Source organism: Treponema primitia, from assembly GCF_046533075.1.
Classification (GTDB): Bacteria; Spirochaetota; Spirochaetia; order Treponematales; family Breznakiellaceae; genus Termitinema; species Termitinema primitia_B.
This window is the reverse complement of sequence record NZ_JAJQRB010000028.1, coordinates 23594-49803: the sequence shown is the minus strand read 5'-3', so window position 1 is coordinate 49803 and position 26210 is coordinate 23594. Positions and strand designations below refer to the sequence as shown.

Genomic DNA, 26210 nt, shown 5'->3' with positions numbered 1-26210 from the left:
TTTAGCACCGTGCTGATCGTCTTGGACTGCTCCCCGGAACTCTCCGCAAGCTTCCGTATTTCGTCCGCTACCACCGCAAAGCCCTTCCCCGCTTCTCCCGCGTGGGCCGCTTCTATTGCCGCATTCATCGAAAGCAGGTTAGTCTGGCTGGCTATGTTCTCCATCACCGCGTTGATCTCCAACAGACCCTCGGACTCCCGGCTAATCTCCTGTATGTCCCCGGAAACCTCCTGAAGGCCCGTGCGTCCCACGTCGGAGGATTCTATCAGTTCCTGGACACTCTCGGCATTTTTCGTCAGGGTATTGGTTACCGACTGGATATTGGCAATCATCTCCTCAATGGCGCTGGAAGACTTGGCCACACTGCCGGTCTGGTTTTCCACATGCCCGTTGAGCTTATCGATATTGACGGTGATCTGCTCCATGGTCGCGTTTGTTTCAGTTACAGAAGCGGACTGATTGATGACCCGGCCCTTGATGCTCTGGATATTAGCGGTGATTTCATTAATAGCAGCCGCAGTCTCGGTCATATTGGAGGCAAGCTCGTTTCCGATATCAAAGAGAGCTATGGCCTGGCGCTTGATAATAATAATCAGGCTTTTAATTTTCTCCAGGGTCTGGTTAAAGTACTTGGATAGATCGGCGATTTCGTCGTTACCCTTTACGGGGATAGTCTTGGTCAGATCCCCTTCGCCTTCGGAAATATCCTTGAGGGTCAGGGACACATTGACAATGGGCTTAATAATATTAGTAGCGATAATAAGAGTAATAATCGCAGAAATAATGATGGCGATTGCTGCTAAAATAATGGTAAATTCCGTCAGCTGATTAACCGCCGCAAAAACCACATCTATGCCCGCAGAGGTCAGCACTGCCCAGGGAGTAGTAGTATCCCCTACCCAGAAGGGATAGGCAGCGCTTATGCGGCCGTTGTAGATCACAAAATCCGGTTTCCCATCGCGGATGACCCCCGTGAGCCTGGATATCCCCTCGGGTCCCAGTACCGCTGCGGAGGAAGTCTGGGCGCTCTTTCCCACCTCGGAAAAATTGTAATGCCCGCCGATGGTCAGATCGTTGGCATAGAGGACCGCCCGGCCGCCTTCTCCATAGGGATGCATCTCTTCAATGATTTTTTGCGCCTGGTCAAGGTTCACCTCGGCGCCAATCACTCCCACTATGCGGCCATCGTCGGTAATAATAGGGGTAGTCATCCTGACGATAAAGCCGGGTTTGCCGTTGATGACCTTAGCAATGGGGTTACTCAGGATTTGGGAGGTGGAGATATTTGCCGCCAGATCCTTGGCCCCGGGGAAAGCCCGTAGCTCTATCTGGCCGCTTTCTCTGGTATACCAGGACATATAATACCCGGTTTCGTCGGTTCCCGGGGTATTGCGCAGGGACTCAGCCCGGCTGTCAATTACCCCGGGCTTCCAGACCGTATACAGCCCCACTATTTCTGTCTTGGACTGGATTACCGAAAGGAGCATGTCATTATACTGGGTCCGCCGCTCAATTTCAGGCACCGCTTCAAATCCGTTTACAATCTGGGCGATGGTGACGATAGCATCCAAAGGCTCTTCATACAGGGCCTGCAGGTCCTTGGCCTCAAGGCCCGCCATGTTTTCCATGTTATCCCGGGCGGAGATGGTTTGCAGTCCCCTGGCTTGGGTTAACAGAACGACTGATACGGTGGCAACCACCACAACCATCAGAGCAATAATAATAATAGTAAGTCTGAACTTCAGTTTCACTACGGCCCCCTTATCAATATCTCAAAAAAAAATCCCACGACACACGGGCATAGCCCTGTGGATGGTGATTACTCTACTCTACCTTAAAGCGGGAAACTTCCTTCACCAGAATGTCAATATTCGCCTTATTATCACCACTGATGGTATTTACCCGGTTCACCGCAATATTTATCTGATCCGCTCCGGTGGCCATCTCGTTCATCCCGTTGGTTATCTCCTGGGTCGCCAATTCAAGGTTCTTCCCCTCGGTGATGATCTCCTTACTCCCCTCAAGCATCTCCATGGACCCGCCCTTAACCTGCTGCGTAATCCCGTTGAGCTGGCTGATAACTTCCAGGATCTGCTGGCTTCCCACACTCTGCTCTTCCATAGCGTTCCGGATATTCTCCGCCTGCTCAGACACGGTCTTTACACCGGTATCTATGGCCTCAAACTTGTTCAGCACATTGTCCGTGGACTTCGTGATCTTATCTATCGATTCCTTGATCTTCTTTAGCACCGTGCTGATCGTCTTGGACTGCTCCCCGGAACTCTCCGCAAGCTTCCGTATTTCATCCGCTACTACCGCAAAGCCCTTCCCAGCCTCCCCGGCGTGGGCCGCTTCTATTGCCGCGTTCATGGAAAGCAGGTTAGTCTGGCTGGCTATGTTCTCCATCACCGCGTTTATTTCCAACAGGCCCTCGGATTCCCGGGCAATCTCCTGGATATCCGTGGACACTTCCTGAAGGCCCGTACGTCCCACGTCGGAGGATTCTATCAGTTCCTGAACACTCTCGGCGTTTTTCCCCAGGGTATTGGTTACGGACTGGATATTGGCGATCATCTCCTCAATGGCGCTGGAAGACTTGGCTACGCTGGAGGTCTGGTTTTCCACCTGCCCATTGAGCTTGTCAATATTGATAGTGATCTGCTCCATGGTTGCATTTGTCTCGGTAACCGAGGCGGACTGGTTAATGACCCGGCCCTTGATGCTCTGGATATTGGCGGTGATCTCGTTAATCGCCGCCGCAGTCTCGGTCATATTGGAAGCAAGCTCGTTCCCGATATCAAAAAGGGCTACCGCCTGCTTTTTGATGGTCATCACCAGGTCTCTAATTTTACCCAGGGTCTGGTTAAAGTACTTAGCCAGATCGGAAATTTCATCATTACCCTTTTGAGGGATGGTCTTAGTCAGGTCCCCCTCCCCTTCGGAGATATCCTTGAGGACCAGCCCCACCCTTACAATGGGCTTGGTGATGGTCCCCGCCACGAAGAAGATGATCACCGCCGCGACAACGGCAAAAATCGCCGCGAGGATTATGGTAAAGGTGGTCAATTCGTGTACTTCGGCCAGGACCTCATCCTCCTCGGCGCCTATCATAAAGGACCAAGGGGTTTTAGTTTCGCCAATAGTAAAGGGAATCAGCTTTATCCGCAAATTGGTCTTTAAAGCCGTCGAATACTCTTCCAGGGTCAGGGAAGATCCGGCCTTAATAGCGTTCGCCACCTGAACGGGATCGGTGTAAAGGGTACGATCCGCCTCAATAACCGTCTTCCCAATCCGATCGGGGGCATAACTGGCAATAATCGTGCCGTTACTGGTATACACCGCCGCAGCGGAAATATCCGTATTGCCCTTTATCATTTGCTCAAGAACAGGCTGAAGATAACTCAGATTTACCGCAATACCGACCAGTCCCACCAACTCACGGCGTTGATTTTTGATGGGGACCGTAAACGTCAGGCTATAGGTCGACTTACCCTCAATAGTCCGGGGCTTGGGGTCAGTAACCTTAATCTCGTCCGTGAGGGTATCAAGGTACGGCTGGTACTCATTAAAGGATCGGTATTCTGTTTGTCCGGACTCCCGGGTATACCAGGGAATAAACTGGCCCGTAACGCTGGCCCCGACCCGGCCGACATACTGGCTGTCATAACTATCGACGGTATTCGGCTTCCAGGCCGTAAAGATACCCACAATTCTTTCATTACTATTCAGGGTCGAAAGCAAGATAGAGGTATACATATTCCGGCGTATTCCCTCATCATCGCCCTCAAAGTCGCTAAAAATAGCGGCTATGTTTTGGGCGGTGGTCAAATAGAGGGTATAGCGGTCTTTTACATCCGCCCCTTCCTGCCCGGCAAGACGCTCTATACTTTCAAGAGCCCCATTAATCTGGAGCATGGATGCCCGGTTAAGTAAAACAATGGAAATAGTGGCTACCACCACTACCATAACCGCAATCACAATAATGCTTAATCGAATACGAAGTTTCATCTATGACTCCTTCATTTGCCCTTTCAAATCGCCAACTGTTTTAATGATATTTTAACCATATTTAAGATTGTTTTTCAATAGTTGCATGATAGGGATACAAAAATCTGCTTTTACCCCCCTTATACGAATAATCCTGACAAATATTACATATTATGCCATACTTAGGAGTATGCAGGATAAATTTAAACGTTTTAATTCCGGAAGAGCAAATTTTTTCCTAGTAGCCTTTATTGCCCTGATCCTAGGGGGGGCGATTTTAAAAATAATTGCCCCCATAGTCTTGCCCCTTACCATTGCTCTCCTATTGGCATTTGTTATGGGGCCCATGGTTACATTCCTCCTGGAAAGACGGATTCCCCGGATCTGTTCAATTACCCTAGCGGTAATTATCATTATCGCCGGATTGTATCTCATGGGAATTATTCTTTTTTCTTCCGCCCGGGCCATTATGTCCCAGTATCCCCGGTATGAACGCCGTTTAACGGAGATTTATGTCTGGGTAGCGGGTTTCTTCGAACTTTCCTACGATGAACACCTAAGTTTCCTGGAAAATCTCTGGGGTCAGTTGGGGTTCAGGGCCAGAATACGGAATATTACCTTTATTCTTTCCAATTCCTTCATTGATTTCCTGCGGGATGCCTTTCTGGTAGTCATGTTTCTGGTCTTTATCCTCTTTGAAGCGGCCTATGCCAAGGAAAAAATCGAATTGGCCTTTGAAGATAAATGGGCAGGGTCAATTAAGAAGATAAGCGACAGCATAGTCCAACAGATTATCCGGTATCTTTCCACCAAATTCCTCATTTCCCTGGCGACAGGCATCGTGGTTGGGGTGGGGCTCAAATTAGCGGGCCTTGAATTCGCCGTTGTTTGGGGGCTTATACAGTTTGTTCTGAACTTTATCCCCAATATCGGAAGTATTGCTGTCGGCGCCGGGGCTACCCTTTTCGCGGTTCTCCAGTTCTGGCCAACCCCAGCGCCGATAATCCTGGTGGGGCTGATAATGCTGGGGGCCAATATGATCATCGGTAATGTGCTGGAACCAAAAATAATGGGGGATAACCTGGGGATTTCCCCTCTGGCGGTGCTCCTATCCCTGACAATCTGGGGCTTCCTTTGGGGCTTTGCGGGGATGATCCTGGCGGTTCCCATGACGGTAGTGGTAAAGATCATCTGCGAGAATGTCCCATTCCTGGAACCGGTATCGGTATTGCTTGGTTCCCACCGGTCGGTAATGGCTGCTTCTAACGAACCCCCTACTGGGGTTTAACCCCAGTAGGGGTTATTTCATTTACTTGCCGCCCGAAATAACCGGTCGTTAATCGCCGGTCCCAATTCCACTAAGGGCGCTTCCTCCGCCCGGATACGGGAGGCGTTCAAACGATCCATCTCATGGAGCAGGTCAAAAAGATTGGACGCCGCCTCCTGGGTACTTGAACAGGGGGACAGTACCCGAACCGAGTCCGGGGGAGGCGCTGCGCCCCGCCGGGTTTGTTCCGCAAGCCACGGATCACGGGTAGCGGGAGAAAAAAAGAGGTAGATTTCCCCCGGAGTATACGGCAGGGCGGCCATTATTTCCGGGCTGTGGAGGCTAAGCGGAGTTCGGGGGGCATAGTGGCTTTTCAACTGACCGGGTGCTTCCACGGTTTGATCCCCCGTATGGCCGCCGGCAAGTCCTGGAAACGCCACCTCCCCTATCAATGTTTCGATGGCCTCCCGGGAAACCCCGCCGGGCCGGAGTATGCGCGGAATACCGCTCCCGCCGCTTAGGTCCAGTACCGTGGACTCCACCCCCACAACGGTACGCCCGCCGTCGATGATAAAATCCACCTTTTCGCCTAATTGATCCCGCACATGTTCCGCCCTGGTGGGAGAAAGCCGCCCGAAAAGGTTTGCGCTGGGAGCAGCCACCGCGCCGGTAGAAAGCCGGATAAGCGACTGGGCCGCCGGGTGGTTCGGAAACCGGATTGCCGCAGTGGGAAGGCCGCTGGTAGCCAGGTCCGGAACCGAAGGCCGTTTGGGAAGTATAAGGGTTAAAGGACCGGGCCAAAGCTGATCCGCCAGGAGGGCAACCTTTTCCCGAAGCTCAGGGTTCAAGGCGGAGAGATCCGCCAGGCGATCCAGGAATTCCAAAGCGGCGATGTGGATGATCAGGGGGTCGAAATGGGGACGGCCCTTGACGGCAAAAACCCGGGCCAGGGCGGCGGTATTAAAGGCGTCCGCCCCCAGACCGTAGACGGTTTCCGTGGGAAATGCCACCAGGAGCCCCGCCTTTAGCGCTTCCGCAGCCCGGCGTATATCCGCTTCAGCGGTGGAAAGTAGCTGCATAAACAAAAACCTATAACCAGTCCCGGCTTTTAAAAAAGGCGATCATCCCAATGGCGATGAGGATCATGATCCCCCAGACTATGGGGTACCCGTAGACGCTGTTTAATTCAGGCATATGGGTAAAATTCATCCCATATACCCCAACGATAAATGTAAGGGGGATAAAAATAGTGGAAATAATGGTTAATACCTTCATCACCTTATTCAGGCGGTTGGAAGCCGCTGAAAGGTGCACTTCCATAATTCCGGAAATAGCCTCCCGGTAACTCTCCACGGTTTCCGCCGCCTGGATCACATTATCCTGGAGATCCTTGAGAAAGGGGGTAAGAACTTCGTTGACATAGACCGATTCTGTCCGGAGCAGGACGGAAAGACTTTCCCGGAGGGGCCAAATAGCCCGCCGGGCGTGGTGCAGCCGTTGTTTTGTCTCCTGGAGGTCAGAAATAAAAGCCACATCCTTAACATCCACCGCCCGTTCCTCAAAATCTTCGATAGTTGCCCCCAGAGTATCCAGGACGAGAAAATACCGGTCCACCACGGAATCCATAAGCGAGTAGGCCAAATACTCCGCTCCATGCTTACGGACCCGGCCCAAATTACTCAGAATACGTTTCCGGATACCGTCAAAGGAATCTCCGGCGGTTTCCTGAAAGGTGATGACCGTATTGGCGGTAAGAACTATGCTTATCTGATCAAAAACAAAGGGACTATCCTCGGGATTACTGATTTCTTTGAGGGTAATGAAGAGGTAATCATCAAACTCCTCCACCTTCGGCCGATGTTCGGTATTGAGGATATCCTCTATTGTTAAGGGATGGATCTTATACACCTCGGCCAGACGGCTGATGGCATCGCTTTCCCTAAAACCGTTCACATTTATCCAGGTAATCCCCGAGGCATTCCGGTATTGCAGCAGTTCATCAACGGTTTTAGCGGATTTTACCCAGGACCCTACGGGATCATAACCAATTATGGAAAGGGCTATCTCCTCAGGGTGGCGATCCCCCACGTATACCGCACTTCCCGGGGGCAATCCTATATCGGATCGTTCAAAATCTAAAGCCATAGGTCGAGAATACTACCCAAATAAGGGCATAGCAATAGGTTTTGGTGTAATAACTATAATTTTATATTATTCAAATACTTATTCTTGACTTTTCAGAGCTTGAGCTCCACACTCAAGGGTATGAACCTAAAAACCGTACTTACAAAAGATACTATATCTCTTCACTTAAAAGGCGCCTCAAAGCAGGAAATTATTAACGAACTGTTGGATATCCTGGTTGCGGCAGGGAAGATACAAGATAGGGACGCCGCCTTTTCCGCCATCATGGACCGGGAACAAAAAATGTCCACGGGCATGAAGCACGGTATAGCTATTCCCCATGGGAAAAGCGCCACGGTAAAGGATCTGGTTGCCTGTATCGGTATTTCCGATTCTGCAATTGATTTTGACGCTCTGGATAAAGAGCCATGCCGAATTTTTATCATGACCCTTTCCCCATTGGAAAAAACCGGCCCCCATCTCCAGTTCCTTGCGGAAATAAGCTTACTTTTTAAAAGCGCAGAAAAGCGGGCGGAAATACTGAAAGCCGCTTCTCCGGAAGACATTATGCACATCCTCGCCGAGTAAAGCCCCGTCTCTATTATTTTTTGCTATAAATTATACGGTCTGCAAAAAAACAGGGAAATATGTAAAACATATTTCCCTGCAGGTATTTTCTTTGTTCCGCTTAAGCCCTATTGAGGGAGCTTAGCCAATGCGTCATTAGCCAAGGTCTTAACCGCATTAGTAGCCGTCGAACTGTCTATAACTGCCCGCAGAGGGGATCTGCTCGATGCCTTACCGGCAACCCCAATGGCATTGATAATTGCCCGGAGCATATCGCCTTCGGTTCTGGTAATGGCGCCGCTTTGCATCTTGCCTATGAGGATCATCAGGAAAGAGTTAAGATTCTTCGCCGAATCCTCGGATGCAATGGTTCCCAAGGTCTGGATGGCGATAAGTTTTTCATCATCATCGAGGCCTTCCTTATAGGAACGTTCCAGCAGGGGATACACCGCAGAATCAGTGGTTCCATACCGGCGTATCATATCGATACTTGTTTTCCGCATCCGGGCTACTTCCCCCCGCTGCCGCACATCGTTGGTGGTGGCTCGCCAACCTTCGGACAGGGAGGCTACCGCTGCGGTCGCTTTCGAAGCACTAGGCGCGTTGGCGCTCTCTATGGTCTGGAGCGCTACGAATTTAATTGAGGGCGCATAGCTTGAACTCTTAATAACCTGTTCGGTCAACAATGCAGAAGGGTCTTCAAGAATAATGGGGAGCGTAACCTTGGCCAGTTCCTTTATCCGTTCCGGGTAGCCCCCAACGGACATAATGAACACCGGCAGATACCCCGCTTCATCCCGGAATTTTTCCAGGGCAATAATGGCGCCCCGGGCAACTTGTCCTTTGGCAATCGCTTCTTCCTGACCGCGGGGAGGAGCAGCGTTAAGATCGGTAAGTACCCGAATAACCGGATCAAGGAATTCAGTAGCCCTCAGTTTTCCCAGTGATATTAACGCTTCCGCTTTTACCAGGGGTGCAGAAAAGGCTCCCACGGCGCGCCAGAGGTCTGGGGCTGCGGTGACATATTTTTCTTCACCAATTAGTACGGCAAGGGTTTGCGCCAGATCGTCCGCAGCGGATTTTTCCACTGCGGGGGCGCTTCTTTGAATATTAGGGATTTGATTTACCAGGCGGTTAAACGCCTTGGCGTAGAATTCACCGGCGCCGGTAAGTTTCCGGGTTTGAAGAACCAGCAAAATATTAAACTGATCCGTAACGGTCCGCGAATTCTCATACAAATACATGTATATTTCCAGATCCTCATTCGCAGAAGCTGCAAACCCCATTGAAGCAACGCAACAAATCAGAATGAATACTACTAAGAATCGTCGTTTCATAAATTTGGTTCCCCCCACAATTAAGTTCTGCCGCGATCGGGCCGGAACTCGTATTCAAACTCCATTACTTGGACGGAATTTCCTTGGTAATTTTCAACAGTCTTCTTCAACAATTCACCGGCAGTACCATATTCATTGGTAATCTTCAGCTGGGGTTTGCCATCCGCAGCGGTCTGCGTAATTTCGATATCCACAGGTTTCCCCGATACGATCTGCCAAACCGTGGCAATTTTCCGGGTTACAGCGCCGGCGGCGTTAAAAAGCACCTGGCTAACCAGATTTCCATCACGGTCATAATCATTCGTGGAGGAACTAATCGGCTTTCCGGTTCCATCCTGGGTTTTCGAAGAAACAACCAAATTCCCTTTGTAGGTATAGACGGTTTCCGCAAGTTTGATATTATTCCCGTTTAGGATAGCCCGGGATACCACATTACCGGCTTCGTTATAGGAATACTCATTGGTGGACACCGCCTTACCCGCCTTGTTAACCACGGTTTCCCGCGTCAACAGGTTAGTGCCTTCATCACGCACATAGACAATCCGGGATTTTATCCGGTTTTCATCGTCCCTGGTCATTTTGGTGGTTACCGTCTTTGTGTCTTCATTGTAGGTAAATTCAATCTGATCCATCAGCCCACCGGAAGCTGAAAACCGGTTCTGTGCCGAAAGAAGAGTAATATCCGAAGGGTCGTATTCGGATATCGTAAACTCATCCACCGTCCCATCGGCAAATTTAACTACAGCCCTCTTTTCTACGGGAATTTGTCCCGGTGCAGCAGGCGCCTGTGCCTTGCCCTTTGCAGGCGCCTGTGTAGGCGTCTTTGCAGGCGTCTGTACAGGAGCAGCAGAACCATCAGGGGCAGGCCCTGAACCGCAGGAAGCGAAAACCAGCGCAATCGCGACTATCAAGGTAATTAATCTCACGACAATTCTCCTTTTATTAAGTAATATGGCACAATTGTTAATACCTTTCAATACCGTATAAACGAGTACTTTAATTTGGAGTATACTACAATTATGATTATTATCGATCAAAAACTTAAGGATGAACAGGGGCGAAATTTATTATTTCGCGGCTGTAATCTGGGGGGAAGCAGCAAAAGCCCAATTCCGCCGGATCTTTCGCCCCGGGAACCGGTATCTTTCATAGGCCGTCCTTTTCCGCTTGCAGAGGCGGAAGCTCATTTAGAAAGGCTTCGTTCATGGGGTTTTTCTCTTATCCGGTTTATCATTACCTGGGAAGCTCTGGAACACGCGGGCCCGGGGATCTACGATGAATCCTATCTAGCTTATTTGCGAAAAATTCTCAATCTGGCGGGGGAAAAGGGGATTTCCGTGTTTATGGATCCCCATCAGGACGTGTGGAGCCGCTGGACCGGCGGCGACGGGGCCCCTGCATGGACCCTGGAGAAGCTTGGCATGGATGTGGACCGTCTGGATGCGGTGGGCGCCGCCCTGACCCGGGAACGGTACGCCGAATTCCACCCGGGGCCCTATCCGCGCATGATCTGGCCCACCAACTATAACCGGTATGGAGCGGCCACCATGTTCAGCCTCTTTTTCGGCGGCAATACCTATGCCCCGGAAACAAGGATCGACGGGGAAAGCGCCCAGGACTGGCTCCAGGAACGGTACCTTGCCTGTATGCGCCATTGTTTCCGGCGGCTCAAGAACTGTAAAGCCATTATTGGCTGGGACACCATGAACGAGCCCCATCCGGGTTTTATCAGCTATACGGACTTGAACAGCCTGGAAAACTATGCGGTTGCCACCGGCACTATGCCCAACGCTTTCCAGACCATGGCCGCCGCATCGGGTCACCGGGTTTCGGCGCCGGTTTACTCCACGGGCATCCTGGGGGAACGGGTGATCCGGCAGGAGCTACTCAATCCTCAGGGACTGTCCCTCTTTAGGGAGGGCTATTCCTGTCCCTGGAAACAGGCCGGAGTCTGGACAGACCGGCAGGGGACGCCCCAACTACTCAAGCCGGATCATTTCGCCCTGTACCAAGGCCGGCCGGTACGCTTTGCGGAGGATTTCCTCAAGCCCTTCATAATCCGCTTTACGGAAAGGATGCGGGACGCCGATGAACGGACCCTGGTATTTATAGAAGGAGTCCCCCAAGGACAAGGTTTTACGCAGCCGAGCCATCCCAGCTGGACAAGGGAGGACCCCACGGGGGCGATTAACGCTTTCCACTGGTACGACGGTCCAACCCTGTTTACCAAATTTTTCCGGCCCTGGTTTTCCTTCCGTACCGACACCGGCAAGATAATTCTGGGGCGCAAGAAAGTGGCGGCCCATTTTTCGGAACAGTTGGCCCGGGGCATAGCCTGGGCTAAAGAAAAAATGGGAAACATGCCCTGCCTGCTGGGGGAATTCGGCCTTCCCTTTGATATGAACGGGAAAAGCGCCTTTAGGACCGGGGATTACCGGCCCCACGAAGAGGCCATATCCATGTACTACGACGCCATCGACAAAAATCTCCTCCATGCCGTTATATGGAACTATTCGGCGGATAATACCCCCGAAGATGGGGACGGATGGAACGGTGAAGATCTATCCATTTTCAGCCGGGGTGAAGGCCGGGCTATGGGCGGATGGCGGCGGCCCTACCCCATGGCGACCGCCGGAGAGATCCTGGAAATACACTGGAACCGGAAACGAGGCCTGTTCCGCCTCCGTTTCCGGGCGGACCCGGGAATCCCCGCCCCTACGGAGATCTACGCCCCGCCGGAGTGTTTTGGAACCGCTCCAAAAATCGAGATCCGCCGAACAACATTGGATACGGCGAAGGTTTCTGCGGAATATAAGCCGGAGGAAGCCCGGGTCTTTATATGGAACGAAGGCTACCGGGGAGATTTGGAGATCATTATTTCCCGTTGAAGATGGGGCGCCCTTTGTACATATTCAGCCTGAAAAAGGCCTTCTATACCCTTCCGGAATTCCAGGATCCGGGATACGTGGTCCAGGGTATGCCTGGGGGTGGTCCCCGCATTGACCCGGTTAGTGCCGGCATTGTACATGGCAAGTCCCGCCACATCGGACCCCCCTGAATCCAGGCACCAACGCAGATGGGCCATACCGTAGTAGGCGTTTACCCTGGGGTTGAAAAAATCCGCTTCCCTAAGCTTGGGGAAGGAATTGCCGTTCAGCTGAAAAAGGCCCCGGTCTACGGTCTGATTACGGTTTGTCCGGTTAACCGCCAGGGGGTTGAACCGACTTTCCCCCCAGCAAAGGGCAAAGGCCAGGGAAGGGGGGATATCAAAAGCATCCGCATTGGTCAGTATTGCCCCGGCAATATCCTCTGACTGAACCAGGGCGCTGAAAAAGGCTAAAACCTCGGAATGACTTGATTCATTTCGGTAATAATCCAGTATGTAATCCGGTTTTTCCATGGATTCCAGAATTTCCGCCGTGTAGGCAGCGTTTTCAGGCGCCGACCATGAAGGTATCTGCAAAACTATATTACCGATATCGTCTCCTGCATCGGCATCATTTCTTGTAATGTTTTTAACCCGATAATATAAGTTCAACCCCAACACTGCCGCCAGAATCACCCCAGCGGGTATTAAAAATTTGATATTCACCTTTTAGAAATGTCCTCCCAATGGTCTTCTCTATAATTGATACAATAATACTCATTTTCCGAAATTTAGGCTAGACATTTTTGAACATTATGTCATCCTTTCCTAATGATTGAGTATGTGACCGCCGGAAATACCGATGACCGCGTTCTTTCCCGCGCTGCGGCGCTCCTTGCCAATGGGGGTATCCTGGCCCTGCCCCTGGATACCAGTTGGGCAGTAGCCTGCTCCCTCCGTTCAAAGGAGGGGATCAAAAAGCTGCGCCGCATCTCCGGGGAACGGGATGAACGCCATTTTACCCTGCTCTGTTCGGATATTTCCCAGTTCGGCGAACTTTGCGATCTGGATAATACCCGGTTCCGGCTGATCAAACGGCTTTCCCCGGGCCCCTACGTGTGGATCCTCAAAACCCTCCTGGGTACCGAAAAAACCCTGGGGCTCCGCCGCCGGGAAGTAGGGGTCCGTATCCCGAATCATCCCCTCCCCCTGGACCTGATTGCCGCCCTGGGCTGCCCCCTCTATACGATAACTGCCAAGCGTTCCATGGCCGACGATGACCGGGATGACGCGGCCCCGGACACCGCTGAGGAAAGCGCCGAGCTGCTTCCTCCCATCCCCGAGGAGGACCTCTTCGACGGAGGCTGGGAAATGGAAGATTTAGCGGGCCTCGACCTGGTCCTGGATACCGGGGAAGAACGCCCCCGTATTTTCTCTACCATCCTGGACATAAGCGGAGACGAAGTCCGTCTCATTCGCTCCGGCGCCGGTCCCTGGCCGGTCTAATAATTTTTTTCAAAAACCAGTATACACGGATACCCATATTGAATATGCTGAAACGCGAAAACTTTTTTCCCAAAAAATTTATTTGCAAAGCGGGGGCATCATGGTAAACAGGGGTGAATATATTTCCGATTCGGAGTGGCAGCGTTTCCAGAATTTTTCGAAGGACCAGGAAACACCCTGCATCATCATGAACCTTCAAACGATCAAGGAAAACTACCAGCGCCTGCGTGGCCTTTTCCCCTACACCGAAATCTATTACGCCGTCAAGGCCAACCCTGATCCGGAAATTGTCTCCATGCTTGCGGAAATGGATTCCTGTTTCGACATCGCCTCCCGGCCCGAGTTGGACAAGGTCCTCGCCCTGGGAGTTATCCCCGAGCGGGTCTCCTACGGCAACACCATTAAGAAAGCCAGGGACATCGCCTACTTTTACGAAAAAGGGGTCCGCATGTTCGCCACCGACAGCAAGGAGGACCTTAAAAACATAGCCTCCGCAGCGCCGGGGGCAAAAATCTACGTCCGTATTCTGGTAGAAAACTCCGTTACCGCCGACTGGCCTCTGTCCCGCAAATTCGGCTGCCACCCCGACATGGCCTACGATTTGCTCATCCTCGCCCGGGACCTGGGATTGGTCCCCTACGGCATCTCCTTCCATGTGGGAAGCCAGCAGCGGGATATAGGCCAGTGGGACGACGCCATTGCCAAAACCAAATACCTGTTTTCCTCCCTGGAGGAGGACGAGGGCATACGTCTTTCGATGATCAACATGGGCGGCGGTTTCCCCGCAGCCTACACCACCCCCACCAACGATCTCAGCGAATACGCCACCGAAATTCAGCGCTACCTTGAGGATGATTTTGGAGATGACCTCCCAAAAATCATCCTGGAACCGGGCCGCTCCCTGGTAGGCAACGCCGGCATCCTCATGACCGAGGTGGTCCTTATCTCCCGGAAAAACAACACCGCCCTGAACCGCTGGGTCTACCTGGATGCGGGCAAATTTAACGGCCTCATAGAAACCCTGGACGAATCCATCAAGTACCCCATCATCACCAGCAAGGATGCGCCGGGGGTAAAGGAAGCGGAGGTCATCCTGGCCGGCCCCACCTGCGACAGCATGGACATCCTCTACGAAGACTATAAGTACCGCCTGCCGGTGGATCTTAAGGTCGGCGATAAACTCTACTTTTTATCCACCGGGGCCTACACCGCAAGCTACGCGTCGGTGGGGTTCAACGGGTTCCTGCCCATTAAGACCCATATCATGAAGTAACCGTTGAAGAGAATAACCACAGACCTCACGGACAAAGACGGTAATGTAATGGTGAGTCTGTGTGGTCCGTGGTTATTCTCCTTCCTCCATCTGAATTGACAAAGCCCTCCGGGGGGCCTACACTTACACCATGGACGTTGGCATCGAGTTTACCCAATCTGCGTTCAAACATGGCATAAACGAGATCGACATTCGTTGGGCCATTGATACCGCTAAATATGACGGTTCCCTCGAAGACGATGAAGACGCCGAAAACAAACGGGTACTCATCGGTTTTGACCGGAACGCCAGGACGCTTGAAATCTTTTATAACGTCCTTGATTCAGATACGGTTCGAGTGTTTCATGCGATGAAATGTCGAAATAGCTTTAAACATCTGCTTGAAAAAGAGTAGGAGGAACTATGCCGGATTTAACTGAAGAAGAATATGATGCCCTTGATGAAAAATGGACAAAAACCACGCCCAAGGTAGGCCCCAACGGGACAGGTTTTTTCGCCCAACGGAAAGCGGCTGCCCAGACCGCCCGTTCAATAACGGTTGACTCATTTACGGCGGATTACCTGCTGACCAAAGCCATAGCCGCCCACAAAACCCCGGCGGAAATTATCACCGAAATGGTACAAGAAAAACTGGCAGCCGCTATGCAAGAGCAGTAACGCACCCTCACTCCTCATTATCTTGACATACCCCCCCTGAATCGGCCATCCTATACCAGTCCGGCTCAAAAGCCCGACAGCTCCAAAAAGGCCCCCGGACCTTTGGTCCGTTACACCCCCTGCTCAGCGGGACCGACCCCCCTAGGGGGCCAAACAAACACGGTAAGGAGACCTCCCATGAAAAACTTGACGATGAAAGCAGCTACTGACGACACTAATACTGCCGCAGTATCGCTGTTGACCCCCCCCACCCCACCCACGTTTTAAGCACTATTTTACTTCCCTAAGAAAGCGCGCCCTTTTCCCCCTGCTGATTATCCTGGCCGGGATTGGCGCCGGTGTCTATGACCAATCCAATGATGAGCTTGCTCTTGATCACTTTAATCTTGGATCTGATTATTATCAGAGAAAAGACTATGATCGGGCCATTGCGGAATTTACCGAAGCAATACGAATCGGGTTCAGTAAAATTGACGCTACTGCTTTGACCTATTACCTGCGTGGGGCAGTGTATTACATAAAAAACAATTATGACCAAGCCATTGCCGACTTTTCCCAATCCCTCAGGATTAACCCGAATAATGCTTTGGCCTATGGGCAACGGGGAGATATGTATTCTAAAAAAAGAGATTACGACCGGGCCATTGCCGACTATACTGTGGCGCTGAGGATAAGGCCGGATCATGCTAATACCTATGCTTCCCGGGCAGCTTTGTATTCTGAAAAAAAAGATTATGACCGGGCCATTGCCGACTATTCCCAAGCCATCAGGCTTAACCCGAATGATGCTGTTGCCTATTGTGAACGGGGACGGTCATATCATCTCAAAAACGATTTAGACCGGGCCATTGCCGACTATACTGCGGCTCTAAGAATTAATCCGAATGATAGTGAGTCCCAAAGGCTTAAAGGTATCGCTGAAGGAACGAAACGTAATACGCAATAAGGGACCGCTCCCCGTGTCCTCCAGAAACAAAGAAAAGGTGCCAGTGACCTTTTCCAGAAGGGAAGAAAAAAGTGCCTGGCACCGGTTTGGAGCGAAAAGAGGGAAGAAGCCCCCGGTGCCTGGCACCCCTTGGCCGGAAGAAAAAAGTACCTGGCACCGCTTTTGCCGAGAGTCCCCGCGGGGGGCTCTCCAGGCCGGGCCGGAACCCACGGCGGCCTTGGGGCAAAAGCGCGCCCGGCGCCGGTCGACGCGCAGCCCTTGAAAGTCGACTTTCAGACTTTGAACTTCGACTCTCAGACTTTGAACTTCGACTTTCAAACCTTGAACTTCGACTTTCAAACCTTGAACTTCGACGCGCAAACCTTGAACTTCGACGCGCAAACCTTGAACTTCGACGCGCAAACCTTGAACGTCGACGTTTAGGGCGATATTGGCAGTATCGGACCCATCACCGGGTTCGTTCAGGCCTTCGTTGGAGGGGCTGATAGTATGAAAAAACCGGGGGGTGAAAAGGACATGCCCCGGAAAAGGAGTAGAAAATGGCGCATAACAAGGATTGGCTGCCCGCCGGGCAGGAGGAATTCGTCGTCTGGTCCCAAAAGTACGCTGCGGGGGTCAATAACTACGCTGCCCAGCTGGGCATCCCCAGCGCGGTGGTCACCACCTTCAACACCGCGCAGGCTACCTTCATGGCTGCCTGGAACGAGTATGTTATCCAGGAGAAAAACCCCTCGGTGAACGCCGACAAGCGTGCGCTGGTCAACGCCCGCAAGGCTGCCATCCGGAAATTCCACAACCAGTACATTCGCTACAGCCCCTTCCTGACCGACGAAATCCTCGCCGCCCTGGGGGCCCCCATCGGGGACCACACCCACACCCACATCGTGGTGGGGGACCGCCAGGTGGTCTTTACCCTGGAGCCCAAGGGGGTGTTCCAGGTCGAGATGAAGTGCCGGGACAAAGATACGGGCGAAAAGAAGATCCTCTACGGCATGAGCGGCATCGTGGCGTTCTTCGCCATCGCTGATGCGCCCATCACGGACAGCGCTCTGCTCGTCGAATCGGCGCTGCTCACCGACGTTACCCATACCTTCCACGCCGCCCCCACCCAGCGCGGCAAGTGGCTGTCCGCCACCGCCTGCTGGCAGAGCGAATCCGGCGAGCGGGGGGACTGCGGGGCTATCCTGTCGGCGGTGATTCCCTAAGCCCGGAAACCACGTCCGCCAGTAAAGCTATGCGGGGGGGAAAAAAGCCCCGGGCGGCCGCATTGCCACAGCGGCGGACCTAGGAGAAAAGCGTGCCTGGCACCAGGTGACCGTCACCCACACGGCGTATTCGGGAAACCGGGTACGCCGTTTTTGTTGGGGGGGCGTGTAACGCAAAAGCGCCTGTCACCACCGTTTAGCGCCTGTTCGCAAGGATCTGTTTACCATTGCTCCCCCTCACCGCGCTTACTAGCGCCGGTGGGGGAATCCGTCTAACTACGTGTGGGCTACCTGACAACGGCGGGCGGAGGGAGGGGCATCCCCGGTCGAGCACATAAGGAATTCCTCACCGGAGGAGACCCGAAGGGGCTCCGGAGGTGAATTCTACTTGCGTGCTCGACCGGGGATGCCCCTCCCTCCGCCCGTCTTTGCCAAACCGCCTGTCAGCCCTAACGGTGAATATCAGATAAAGATAACAGACCCAACGGGAACAGGGACGATAAAATCTATTGCAATAATTGAACGTAAAACCCGGTAATGAATTATGGCGAAGATGAATCTGGCAGGGCGGAAGTAAATACTTCCACTAAATCACCCATAAACTAAAGCAATTTTCAGCTCAGCCCCCTCATATCAGGTAGGGGCCTTATGGCTTCACGTAAAACCACAGGGCTTAGGCCCGTCAAGGAGCTGTCATGAAACTATCTTTCCTAAACCCCTTTCTGTGGGGAGAACTGCGCCGCAAAGCCCGGGAAAACGCCGAACAGGGCGTCCCCCTGGACATACTCTCCGACTTCGGCTTTAAAAGCCTGTTCACCGCCGATGACGATGATTCCCGGGAAGCCCTGCGATCCCTGCTCGCCGCCTGCACAGACCGCCCCATAGCCTCTCTGTCCATACGGAACAACGAGCTACTCCCGGAGTACCTCACCGGCAAAACCGTCCGCCTGGATGTCCACGTCACCTTTAACGACGGCGAGCAGGCAGACCTGGAAATGCAAGCCCAGAAGTCCGATGACGATATGAAGGTCAGGTCAACCTTTTTAGCCGCCCGTATGCTCTCCGGGCAGGCCAAGCGGGGTGAGGACTACCGGCAGATACGGCGGGTGTACCAGATATTTTTCCTCAATTTCGTCCTCTTCCAGGAAAGCGGGAAGGTACCCCGGCGCTACTTCATGCAGGAAGAGAAAGAGCATGACCAGCTGACCGATGTGGTATCCTCAGTTTTTTACGAATTGCCCAAACTGAAGAAGATAAGCTTAGAATGTTTAAGCGGAAAAACAGATCTGTCCGTATTGCCCGCGGACCAAAAGTGGAGTATATTTTTCAAGTACCGGAACACCAAAAAGATGGCGGCCCTGATAGGGGAACTGTGCCAAGAGGAGGAAGGGATCATGAGGGCAGACCGTGCATTAAAAAAGATAAGCCGTGATGAGGAGCGCTGGGCGCGGACCCTGTTCCGGGAGAAGGCGGCCATGGACTACAGATCCGGTATAAACAACGCCCTCCGGAAAGGCCGGGAAGAAAGTGCCCGAGTGATTGAGGAAAAGGACCGATTGCTTGAGGAGAAAGACCGGGTGATTGGGGAAAAGGACCAGGTAATAGCGGAACTTAGCCGCAAGCTGCTGGAAGTCGGTAAAAACCAATAAGGGGTGGACTTTGCCCGGTAGGTAAAAAATCAGGTCCCCTCCCTAGAGGAGGGCGTCCAGGTCAATTTCTGCGGCAATGCAGGGCATGGTGACACCCCAGTTCCCCAACAGCTCAGGATGGACCTCTCCAAAAACACCTATCCCTTTTCCCTGGTACAGAATTGCTGCGGCCCGCCCGGGAATAAACCGGGGATCCGTCGATTCTTCCACTTCGTATTCACGGGAAATATAGTAGAATAGTGTTTGTAACTGCCCAACGGCGATATTAAAATTAGCGTCCTGGCCTGCGTGGAGAAAACCTAAATACTGACGGGTACTGGTTCCGTAGTTTTCCGCGCTGTCCCGGTAGGCAACTTTGCCCACCTCGAAGATCCGGTGGGGATACACCGAGTGGCCCGACACGGATTCGCTTTGCATCAGGGAGGCCAGGACGGAATCCCGGACATACTCGTAGTTTTCCGTCATGGGATTAGAGATACGGATAATTTTTGCGCCGTCTCCCCGCATATTTTCTACCAGATCCTTCCGGGAACCCAGATAGTTGTAGATCATCTCCTGATAACCCATACCCACCAGGATTTCCTTGACCCGGCGGCTGAAGTAGGTTATCGGCGTAAGGCGGCCCACGGTAAAGTCCCGGGGGCGTTCGGGTTTGAAGGAGTTGAGGGTGCGGCCTATCATCACATCCTCCGCCACATCTGCGGCGTGGAGGAAGTCATTCCGGTATTCCGGGGGCCAGGCAATGACCCCGCTCTTGATCTGCTCCAGGGCTTCCCCGTTTTCAATGGAATCGGCCTTCTCCGCCTTTACGCCCATACGTTCCAGGGCTGCCAGACATTCATCGGCGCTCAGTTTTTCCCCCAGAAACCGTTCCACCCGGGCGAGGGAACAGAAAACCGGCTCCTGGAAATAGTAGGGGGTAGTAAGCTTCCTGCCAAAGGGAGTGTCGTATTCGTACTCCACTTCCACAGGCTCAATGGTATACCCCTGATCCGCCAAGTCGCAGGCCATGATCGACGCCGCCAGTGTTACTGATGGTTGATCCGTACCGGTAAGCTCCACAAAAAGATCCGTATCTCCCACCTGGACCGCCCCCAGGTCCGCAGAGTTGATAATAGGCGGATAAGAGAGGACGGCGTTTTTCGAGTCCACCAGAAGGGGATGCAGGGGCTCATGTTCCTGGATAAAACCGTATTCCTTGCCCTTGGGATGCTGCTTGAGGATTTCCCGCAGCGTCAATGGCACATCCCATTGCAGGGGCACAAAGGACACCGAATCGGGATCAACCCCCTTGTAGGTGATGGGCCATTTGATGATGGCAATACGGTATAGGCCCATGGAAATGGTCCGGCGTTTGCGGCCGAAATTCCAAGCCAGCTTCTCCTGGGTCTGGATCATGTCCCGCAGGGAAGAATCGGTGATGGATTTGCCGGAGGCGATGAAGCCCGCAAGATAGGGGCGCACACCCTTAACGCTGGCCTCCACCAGAACCTTCCGGTTCGCCTTTTGGGACTTTTCGGGGCTGGAAAAGAAGGGATACTCCGGCCTCTTGCCGCCGTTATGGATACGCAGCTGCCGGGCACAGCCCGCGGTAGCCCAGAGATCGGGCCTGTTGGTATCGTTTAACTCAATTTTAAGAGTCCGTTCCGCTGCGGGGAGGCCTTTATCCGAATCCTCGTCCAGTTCCGCCTTGGCGCAGGTCAGAGCCTCTTCAAAGGCATCCCGGGTATCCCAGCGGCGGCCCGTCAGGGTATAGAAAAGTTCTTCGTTTACTTCAATTTTTGGCATGGTAATAAGATATTACGGTAAAAACTTGTCCTGTTTCAATAGCCAAACCCACTGAATATACTGGACAGTTCAATCTTCCGGGTGTATAAGAGGACCAGGAGAGATAATCCAATCGTGAAAAAGGTACTTTGTGTTGGTCTTGTTATCTGTGATACCCCCCTCATTCCTGTACCGGAATCGATTATGCAAATGGATGTTTGTCAAGTTGAATCACCAAAAAATTCCACCGGCGGCGATGCACTGAATGTGGCGATTACCCTGACTAAGCTTGGGCTAAAGGCCTCCCTTAGCGGCTTGATAGGAAATGATTCAAACGGTGATTTTATACTGAACCATTTACATGAGGTGGGAGTAGATACCCGGGGAATAAGCCGTCATCCAAGCTTGGGAACTGCGGCCTCTTATGTGCTTATCGAAAATAACGGGAAACGTCATTTTATCGTATCCGGGGCCCTGAACGCCGAGCTCAAGTACGAGCATATTCCCCAGGACCTGATTGAGGAAGCGGATCTGGTCTATTTCGGCAGCGCAATGTGCATGAGCGCCATGGACCAGGGAGGCGCCGCAGCGCTTTTTAAAAAAGCCCGGAGCCTGGGTAAAATAACCGTGGCGGATACCGCCGTAGCTAACCCCAATCTCGATACCGACTATTATCGAAATCTCTTAGAACCCATGTTGAAAGAAACCGATATATTTATCCCCAGTTATGAGGAAGCGGTGTTACTTACCGGTAAGGCGGATCTCCCCGGAATACGGGATGCTTTGGCGCCCTACAAGTTTACCCTCCTGGTGGTTAAGCTGGGATCAAAGGGCTGTTATGTAACCGACTTTAAGCAGGAATGGACTATCCCCACCTTCGCTGAATTTAAACCCGTAGATACCACCGGCGCCGGGGATTCTTTTACCGGCGGTTTTATCCAGGGATATCTGATCGGCTGGCCGCCGGAAACCGTGGCGCTGTTCGCCAATACCGTGGCCAGTTTCAATGTAACCAAGGTGGGGGCCACCGGAGGTGTGCCGGATTTCAAGACGGCATACTCCTATGTAACAGAACATGCCGGGGGCGTAGAGCGTTTTCCGCTTTCAAATTGATCGGGGTCTAGCGCTTCGCTTGCGTTTTTTACGCCAGTGCGTTAAGGCTCATCACCTGGTCTACGGGCAGCGAGAAAATCACCCCGGCGGCCTTGGATGAAGCGCCGAAGTCTGTTTTTACCGCATCCATAATGGGAACCGCCGTATTCTTATCCGCCAGAATGAAGATGATTTCCTTTTCATCCTGCACGGACATGCCGAGGAACTTTTTCATCACTTCCTGCGAAATTCCGCGCGCACTGATAACTGTTCCACCCCGGGCTCCCGCCTTACGGGCCTCTGTCATAAAAGCATCACTGTTTCCGCCGTTTAATATCGAGATAATCATTTCATTCTTTATTTCAATCGCTTTCATACCCTGCTCCTTAGTATTTGACGCATCGTCCCCCCGTTGGACGGCTTCCTCGAACATCGTTAAAATACGGGCAGTTACACCGCCAAGGGGTATCGAAAAAGCGATACCGGCCCCGGCGCTCCGGGCCCCCATGGCGCGGCGAACCTCCTGGATTATATGCGGCGTATCCATACTCTCCACAAGACAGATGAATACGGCTTTTTCCGTTGAACCGATACCCAAAAGGTCGATGATTTCCGAGCTTGCGGTACCGCTGCCATTGCTGACAAAACTCAGCAGGCAGTTTTCCTTGGCAAATACTTCGGATACCACATTCAGTTTATCCCAGTCCACAATGAGAAATAACGCTTTCAGACGAACATGGTTATCGGTTGATCCTATCGTTTTAGCCATAAAAGTAAGCCTCCTCGAAGACGACCACCTCATCCACTCCAACTCCGGCCTCCGCCGCTTTTATCGTCGCAAATTGTTTCCGGTAGATAAGTCCCAAAAGCTGGACAACCACCAGGGGGGTCATGGCAACCATGGCCACAATACCAAACGCATCCTCCATATGTCCGGCGGTTGCGCAAGCGCCGATGGCAAAGGGCAGCAGGAAGGTACTGGTCATAGGACCGGAACAGACGCCGCCTGAGTCAAAGGCGATACCGGTAAAAATCGGCGGAACAATAAAAGTGAGTATCAGTGCGAATACATACCCCGGAACCAGGATGTATAAAATACTGATGTTAAAAAGGATACGCACCATTGCAATACCCAGGGCAAGGGACATACCGATAGAGAGCGCCGTCGACATAACCTTTTGGGTGATAGCACCCTGGGACACATCTTCAACCTGCTTGTTCAAAACATGTACCGCAGGCTCGGCGGCTACAATGAAGTAGCCTATGACCATACTGAGCGGTATCAGTACCCACTTGATGGGGGATGCGCCGAGTTCGCTGCCGAAGAGACTTCCCACGGGAATAAAGCCCACATCCACGCCAGTGAGGAATACCACGAGTCCTATGAACGTATAGACAAAGCCTATGAGTATCCGTAGAAGCTGGTGCTTATGAAAGCGCCGTGTAATCAGCTGGAATATAAAGAAGAAGACCAGTATCGATCCCAGGGCTGTTCCTACATTTTTCATCGTTGCGGGAAATTCGAAGAAGAAAGATTCAACCACATCACGGTCGGTGTAATCCGCAATCGCGGCTATCTCTTCCGCAGGCAGGCTATTAGGCGGTACTTCGGTGATTTGCAGGGCCACGCCGAGTATCATTACCGACATTATCGGGCCGATACTACACAGGGCGACAAAGCCGAAGCTATCGCTCTTGGCGCTTTTATCACCCCTTAGAGACGCGACACCAACACACATGGCCAGCATAAACGGAACGGTAATCGGTCCGGTGGTTACACCCCCTGAGTCAAAGGACACCGGGACAAAGGCCGTGTTGCCATTTTTCACCATATAGTAGGCAAGGCAGAAAGTGACGGCGTAGAAAAACAGCAAAAGGAAGCGCAGGGGCACCCCGATGATCACCCGCAGTACCGCTATTGCCATAAATATGCCGACACCCAATCCTACGGTGACAATGAGCGCCCAGATGTTCAGCGATTTGGCAAGCTGCAATGCCAGCACCATGAGGTCAGGTTCCGCAATGGTGATGATGACACCCATCAAGAAGCTGATGCCCACTGCCAGGAACACGTTCTGCCCCTTGGTGAGCTGTGCGCCGATACCTTCGCCCATGGGCATCATTGCCATGTCGGCGCCCAGGGTAAAGAACCCCATACCGACAATGAGCAGCGCGGCGCCGACTAAAAACATGACGATGATACCCGCTGACATTGGTACAAAAATAATGCTGGCGATAATCACTATCGCGGTGATTGGCAGCACCGATGAAAAGGCTTCCACTATCTTTTCGTTTAATACTTTATTCATACTCTTTTAGTATACTTCTTAATCCTATAAATATCCAATGCGTAGCGGAAGGATCACACCCCTTCCTTCGTCCTTCGCAGCCGAACATTCTCAATATCGTAGCTAAACAGTTCCCGCAGATCGTTCAGCCCCAGGGCCATGAGGGCCATGCGGTCTATGCCTATGCCCCAGGCGGCCACAGGAACGTTAACACCAAGACTGGCGGTAACTTCGGGGCGGAAGATACCGGAACCGCCCAGCTCGAACCAGCCCAGAACCGGGTGCTTGATATGGACCTCCACCGAGGGTTCGGTAAAGGGGAAATAGCCGGGAACGTACTTTACTTCCTTGGCCCCCGCCACTTCCCGGGCAAACATGTCCAGCATACCCAGCAGGGTCTTGAGGTTCACATCCTCCCCCAGAACTATGCCTTCGGTCTGGTAGAAGTCCGAAAGGTGGGTGGCGTCCACTTTGTCGTAGCGGAAACACCGGACTATGCCGAAGTACTTGCCGGGTATCTTCGCCTTGGGCAGGGTTTTGGCGGAAAGTACCGTACCCTGGCTGCGGAGTATGAGCCGCCGGGTAAACTCCCGGTCAAAGTTGTAGTTCCAGCCCCGGCTCCCGGTCTTGCCGCCGTTTTCATGGGCGGCGGCCACGTTGGAAAGCCAGGGTTCCTCAATAGCCTTTGCCTTTTCAGGTTCGGCGATATGGTACACGTCGTGGATGTCCCGGGCGGAGTGAAACTGGGGCATAAAGAGGGCGTCGGAATTCCAGAATTCGGTTTCCACCAGGGGGCCGTCGAATTCTTCAAAGCCCAGGGAGGAAAGCTTGTCCTTTACATCCTCCAGAAATTTTGCGTAGGGATTGGTCCGGCCAACGATAAGCCGGGTAGGGGGAACTTTGACGTTATAGGAACGGAAGGTCTTACCCTTCCAAGCGCCGGATTCCAGCATCTCCGGAGTCAGGGTTCCGATTTCGTCTCCGGTGATCCCCGCCGCTTTAAGTGCGGTGATCACAGGCTCCCAGTCCGGGGTAAAGCCGAAAACGACGGTTTCCCGATCCGCCTGACGGAAGGGCGCGTCCGCCGCTCCCCGCTTCTTGGCAATACCGCCTATGGCGATTTTTTCAGCCGGGGACAGGGCGGCTTCCGCTAAGAGGCTGCCATCGGCGGCGGCGGCTTTGTCCAGAAGACCCCGTACAACAGCAAAGTAATCGGGGGCATTCCCCGTACCAAGGATCACCTTTTTCTCTCCGTCCAGAGCGAGGACTCCCAGCTTGGAGAGAGCGCCAAAGGCGCTGCCCACATCTTTGTTATCAAGACCCAGGTTTCCGGCAATATCAGGAAGGCGGAGCCCTGAGGATGTTCCTGCCCCTTGCTTACCCCGGACCAGATCCAGGATCCGTTCTTCGGGGCTGCCCTTTTCCTTCCAGATCCGGCCTAAATCGGTCAATTCATAAAAAATACTGGTTTCCCGGCGGATTTCACTGACAATACCCTTGCCCGCGAGCCAGGACAGGGCCTGGTTGCCGTTCCCGCTCTTAAACTCCAGGTCCTTTTCGACCTTTTCCACCGTAAGCTCATCACCCTTTTTATAGGCCAGGATGATCCGGACCTCCAGGGGGTGCAAATTCTTTACCGTACTTTGAATATCGATACCCATGAAGACAGAATAGCAATT

The 26210-nt window shown here is 52.6% G+C and carries 23 protein-coding genes; 12 read left to right on the top strand and 11 right to left on the bottom strand.

The genetic code is table 11. The annotated features are described in order from the left end of the window. Nucleotides 1-1751: methyl-accepting chemotaxis protein (locus tag LQZ19_RS05740; protein ID WP_411046702.1), on the bottom strand; the 1751-nt coding region annotated here is incomplete at its 3' end. A gap of 73 nt (nt 1752-1824) precedes the next feature. After that, on the bottom strand, nt 1825-4008 hold the full coding sequence (locus LQZ19_RS05735) for a methyl-accepting chemotaxis protein (protein ID WP_411046701.1): 2184 nt from the start codon (nt 4006-4008) through the stop codon (nt 1825-1827). 169 nt (nt 4009-4177) lie between these two features. On the opposite strand from LQZ19_RS05735, the gene LQZ19_RS05730 reads away from it, so the two are divergent. Next, on the top strand, nt 4178-5275 hold the full coding sequence (locus tag LQZ19_RS05730; protein ID WP_411046700.1) for an AI-2E family transporter: 1098 nt from the start codon (nt 4178-4180) through the stop codon (nt 5273-5275). A gap of 17 nt (nt 5276-5292) precedes the next feature. Here LQZ19_RS05730 and LQZ19_RS05725 read toward each other — a convergent pair whose 3' ends face one another. Further along, nucleotides 5293-6333, bottom strand: coding sequence for an L-threonylcarbamoyladenylate synthase (locus LQZ19_RS05725; RefSeq protein ID WP_411046699.1), 1041 nt, complete (start codon nt 6331-6333; stop codon nt 5293-5295). 10 nt (nt 6334-6343) lie between these two features. Next, entirely contained in the window at nt 6344-7399 is a 1056-nt protein-coding gene (corA, locus tag LQZ19_RS05720) for a magnesium/cobalt transporter CorA (protein ID WP_411046698.1), read from the bottom strand. Between the two features lie 120 nt (nt 7400-7519). Here corA and LQZ19_RS05715 point away from each other — a divergent pair, with 120 nt between their 5' ends. Then, nucleotides 7520-7966: a PTS sugar transporter subunit IIA gene (locus tag LQZ19_RS05715; RefSeq protein WP_411046697.1), complete on the top strand. Its 447-nt coding sequence runs from the start codon at nt 7520-7522 to the stop codon at nt 7964-7966. 107 nt (nt 7967-8073) lie between these two features. Here the strand turns inward: LQZ19_RS05715 and LQZ19_RS05710 are convergent, their stop codons facing one another. After that, nucleotides 8074-9282, bottom strand: a complete 1209-nt coding sequence (locus LQZ19_RS05710) for a hypothetical protein (protein WP_411046696.1) — start codon at nt 9280-9282, stop codon at nt 8074-8076. A gap of 20 nt (nt 9283-9302) precedes the next feature. Next, nucleotides 9303-10208 (bottom strand): hypothetical protein, encoded by a 906-nt coding sequence (locus LQZ19_RS05705; protein WP_411046695.1) that lies wholly within the window; start codon nt 10206-10208, stop codon nt 9303-9305. 93 nt (nt 10209-10301) lie between these two features. Between LQZ19_RS05705 and LQZ19_RS05700 the strand changes: the two genes are divergently transcribed. Beyond that, entirely contained in the window at nt 10302-12170 is a 1869-nt protein-coding gene (locus LQZ19_RS05700) for a glycoside hydrolase family 5 protein (protein ID WP_411046694.1), read from the top strand. On the opposite strand, the gene LQZ19_RS05695 is transcribed toward LQZ19_RS05700, so the two are convergent. Continuing rightward, nucleotides 12134-12874 (bottom strand): transglycosylase SLT domain-containing protein, encoded by a 741-nt coding sequence (locus tag LQZ19_RS05695; protein ID WP_411046693.1) that lies wholly within the window; start codon nt 12872-12874, stop codon nt 12134-12136. The two genes, LQZ19_RS05700 and LQZ19_RS05695, sit on opposite strands and share 37 nt — an antisense overlap. Before the next feature lie 105 nt (nt 12875-12979). On the opposite strand from LQZ19_RS05695, the gene LQZ19_RS05690 reads away from it, so the two are divergent. From LQZ19_RS05690 to LQZ19_RS05655, 8 genes are all read left to right on the top strand, one after another. Next, nucleotides 12980-13654, top strand: a complete 675-nt coding sequence (locus tag LQZ19_RS05690; protein ID WP_411046692.1) for an L-threonylcarbamoyladenylate synthase — start codon at nt 12980-12982, stop codon at nt 13652-13654. Between the two features lie 100 nt (nt 13655-13754). After that, on the top strand, nt 13755-14927 hold the full coding sequence (locus tag LQZ19_RS05685; protein ID WP_411046691.1) for a type III PLP-dependent enzyme: 1173 nt from the start codon (nt 13755-13757) through the stop codon (nt 14925-14927). 130 nt (nt 14928-15057) lie between these two features. Further along, on the top strand, nt 15058-15321 hold the full coding sequence (locus LQZ19_RS05680; protein ID WP_411046690.1) for a hypothetical protein: 264 nt from the start codon (nt 15058-15060) through the stop codon (nt 15319-15321). A gap of 8 nt (nt 15322-15329) precedes the next feature. Then, on the top strand, nt 15330-15584 hold the full coding sequence (locus LQZ19_RS05675; protein ID WP_411046689.1) for a hypothetical protein: 255 nt from the start codon (nt 15330-15332) through the stop codon (nt 15582-15584). A 307-nt stretch (nt 15585-15891) separates the two neighbouring features. Next, nucleotides 15892-16530 carry a tetratricopeptide repeat protein gene (locus LQZ19_RS05670; RefSeq protein WP_411046703.1) on the top strand — a complete coding sequence of 213 codons (639 nt, stop codon included), beginning with the start codon at nt 15892-15894 and terminating at the stop codon, nt 16528-16530. A gap of 129 nt (nt 16531-16659) precedes the next feature. Continuing rightward, the gene (locus tag LQZ19_RS05665; protein WP_411046688.1) at nt 16660-16953 is read left to right on the top strand and encodes a hypothetical protein; all 294 of its coding nucleotides are present in this window, start codon (nt 16660-16662) and stop codon (nt 16951-16953) included. Between the two features lie 116 nt (nt 16954-17069). After that, nucleotides 17070-17735 (top strand): hypothetical protein, encoded by a 666-nt coding sequence (locus LQZ19_RS05660; RefSeq protein ID WP_411046687.1) that lies wholly within the window; start codon nt 17070-17072, stop codon nt 17733-17735. A 695-nt stretch (nt 17736-18430) separates the two neighbouring features. Continuing rightward, nucleotides 18431-19384 carry an Rpn family recombination-promoting nuclease/putative transposase gene (locus tag LQZ19_RS05655; protein ID WP_411046686.1) on the top strand — a complete coding sequence of 318 codons (954 nt, stop codon included), beginning with the start codon at nt 18431-18433 and terminating at the stop codon, nt 19382-19384. A gap of 42 nt (nt 19385-19426) precedes the next feature. On the opposite strand, the gene pheT is transcribed toward LQZ19_RS05655, so the two are convergent. Further along, entirely contained in the window at nt 19427-21172 is a 1746-nt protein-coding gene (gene pheT, locus LQZ19_RS05650; RefSeq protein ID WP_411046685.1) for a phenylalanine--tRNA ligase subunit beta, read from the bottom strand. A 114-nt stretch (nt 21173-21286) separates the two neighbouring features. Between pheT and LQZ19_RS05645 the strand changes: the two genes are divergently transcribed. Next, nucleotides 21287-22264 carry a carbohydrate kinase family protein gene (locus LQZ19_RS05645; RefSeq protein WP_411046684.1) on the top strand — a complete coding sequence of 326 codons (978 nt, stop codon included), beginning with the start codon at nt 21287-21289 and terminating at the stop codon, nt 22262-22264. Between the two features lie 28 nt (nt 22265-22292). On the opposite strand, the gene LQZ19_RS05640 is transcribed toward LQZ19_RS05645, so the two are convergent. The 3 genes from LQZ19_RS05640 to pheS are packed head-to-tail and all read right to left on the bottom strand — an operon-like array spanning nt 22293 to nt 26192. Further along, nucleotides 22293-23012, bottom strand: a complete 720-nt coding sequence (locus LQZ19_RS05640) for a P-II family nitrogen regulator (RefSeq protein WP_411046683.1) — start codon at nt 23010-23012, stop codon at nt 22293-22295. Continuing rightward, a complete protein-coding gene (locus LQZ19_RS05635) occupies nt 23005-24552 on the bottom strand; it encodes a DUF1538 domain-containing protein (protein ID WP_411046682.1) in 1548 nt (515 codons plus the stop codon). Before LQZ19_RS05635 ends, LQZ19_RS05640 begins: the two co-directional genes overlap by 8 nt. A 53-nt stretch (nt 24553-24605) precedes the next feature. Next, nucleotides 24606-26192, bottom strand: a complete 1587-nt coding sequence (gene pheS / locus LQZ19_RS05630) for a phenylalanine--tRNA ligase subunit alpha (protein WP_411046681.1) — start codon at nt 26190-26192, stop codon at nt 24606-24608. Nucleotides 26193-26210 lie beyond the last annotated feature (18 nt).

Bases quoted from the DNA above. Each gene is read 5' to 3' on its own strand.
- LQZ19_RS05735 (WP_411046701.1), bottom strand. From the start codon at position 4,008: ATGAAACTTCGTATTCGATTAAGCATTATTGTGATTGCGGTTATGGTA.
- LQZ19_RS05730 (WP_411046700.1), top strand. From the start codon at position 4,178: ATGCAGGATAAATTTAAACGTTTTAATTCCGGAAGAGCAAATTTTTTC.
- LQZ19_RS05725 (WP_411046699.1), bottom strand. From the start codon at position 6,333: ATGCAGCTACTTTCCACCGCTGAAGCGGATATACGCCGGGCTGCGGAA.
- corA (WP_411046698.1), bottom strand. From the start codon at position 7,399: ATGGCTTTAGATTTTGAACGATCCGATATAGGATTGCCCCCGGGAAGT.
- LQZ19_RS05715 (WP_411046697.1), top strand. From the start codon at position 7,520: ATGAACCTAAAAACCGTACTTACAAAAGATACTATATCTCTTCACTTA.
- LQZ19_RS05710 (WP_411046696.1), bottom strand. From the start codon at position 9,282: ATGAAACGACGATTCTTAGTAGTATTCATTCTGATTTGTTGCGTTGCT.
- LQZ19_RS05700 (WP_411046694.1), top strand. From the start codon at position 10,302: ATGATTATTATCGATCAAAAACTTAAGGATGAACAGGGGCGAAATTTA.
- LQZ19_RS05690 (WP_411046692.1), top strand. From the start codon at position 12,980: ATGATTGAGTATGTGACCGCCGGAAATACCGATGACCGCGTTCTTTCC.
- LQZ19_RS05685 (WP_411046691.1), top strand. From the start codon at position 13,755: ATGGTAAACAGGGGTGAATATATTTCCGATTCGGAGTGGCAGCGTTTC.
- LQZ19_RS05680 (WP_411046690.1), top strand. From the start codon at position 15,058: ATGGACGTTGGCATCGAGTTTACCCAATCTGCGTTCAAACATGGCATA.
- LQZ19_RS05675 (WP_411046689.1), top strand. From the start codon at position 15,330: ATGCCGGATTTAACTGAAGAAGAATATGATGCCCTTGATGAAAAATGG.
- LQZ19_RS05660 (WP_411046687.1), top strand. From the start codon at position 17,070: ATGGCGCATAACAAGGATTGGCTGCCCGCCGGGCAGGAGGAATTCGTC.
- LQZ19_RS05655 (WP_411046686.1), top strand. From the start codon at position 18,431: ATGAAACTATCTTTCCTAAACCCCTTTCTGTGGGGAGAACTGCGCCGC.
- pheT (WP_411046685.1), bottom strand. From the start codon at position 21,172: ATGCCAAAAATTGAAGTAAACGAAGAACTTTTCTATACCCTGACGGGC.
- LQZ19_RS05640 (WP_411046683.1), bottom strand. From the start codon at position 23,012: ATGGCTAAAACGATAGGATCAACCGATAACCATGTTCGTCTGAAAGCG.
- LQZ19_RS05635 (WP_411046682.1), bottom strand. From the start codon at position 24,552: ATGAATAAAGTATTAAACGAAAAGATAGTGGAAGCCTTTTCATCGGTG.
- pheS (WP_411046681.1), bottom strand. From the start codon at position 26,192: ATGGGTATCGATATTCAAAGTACGGTAAAGAATTTGCACCCCCTGGAG.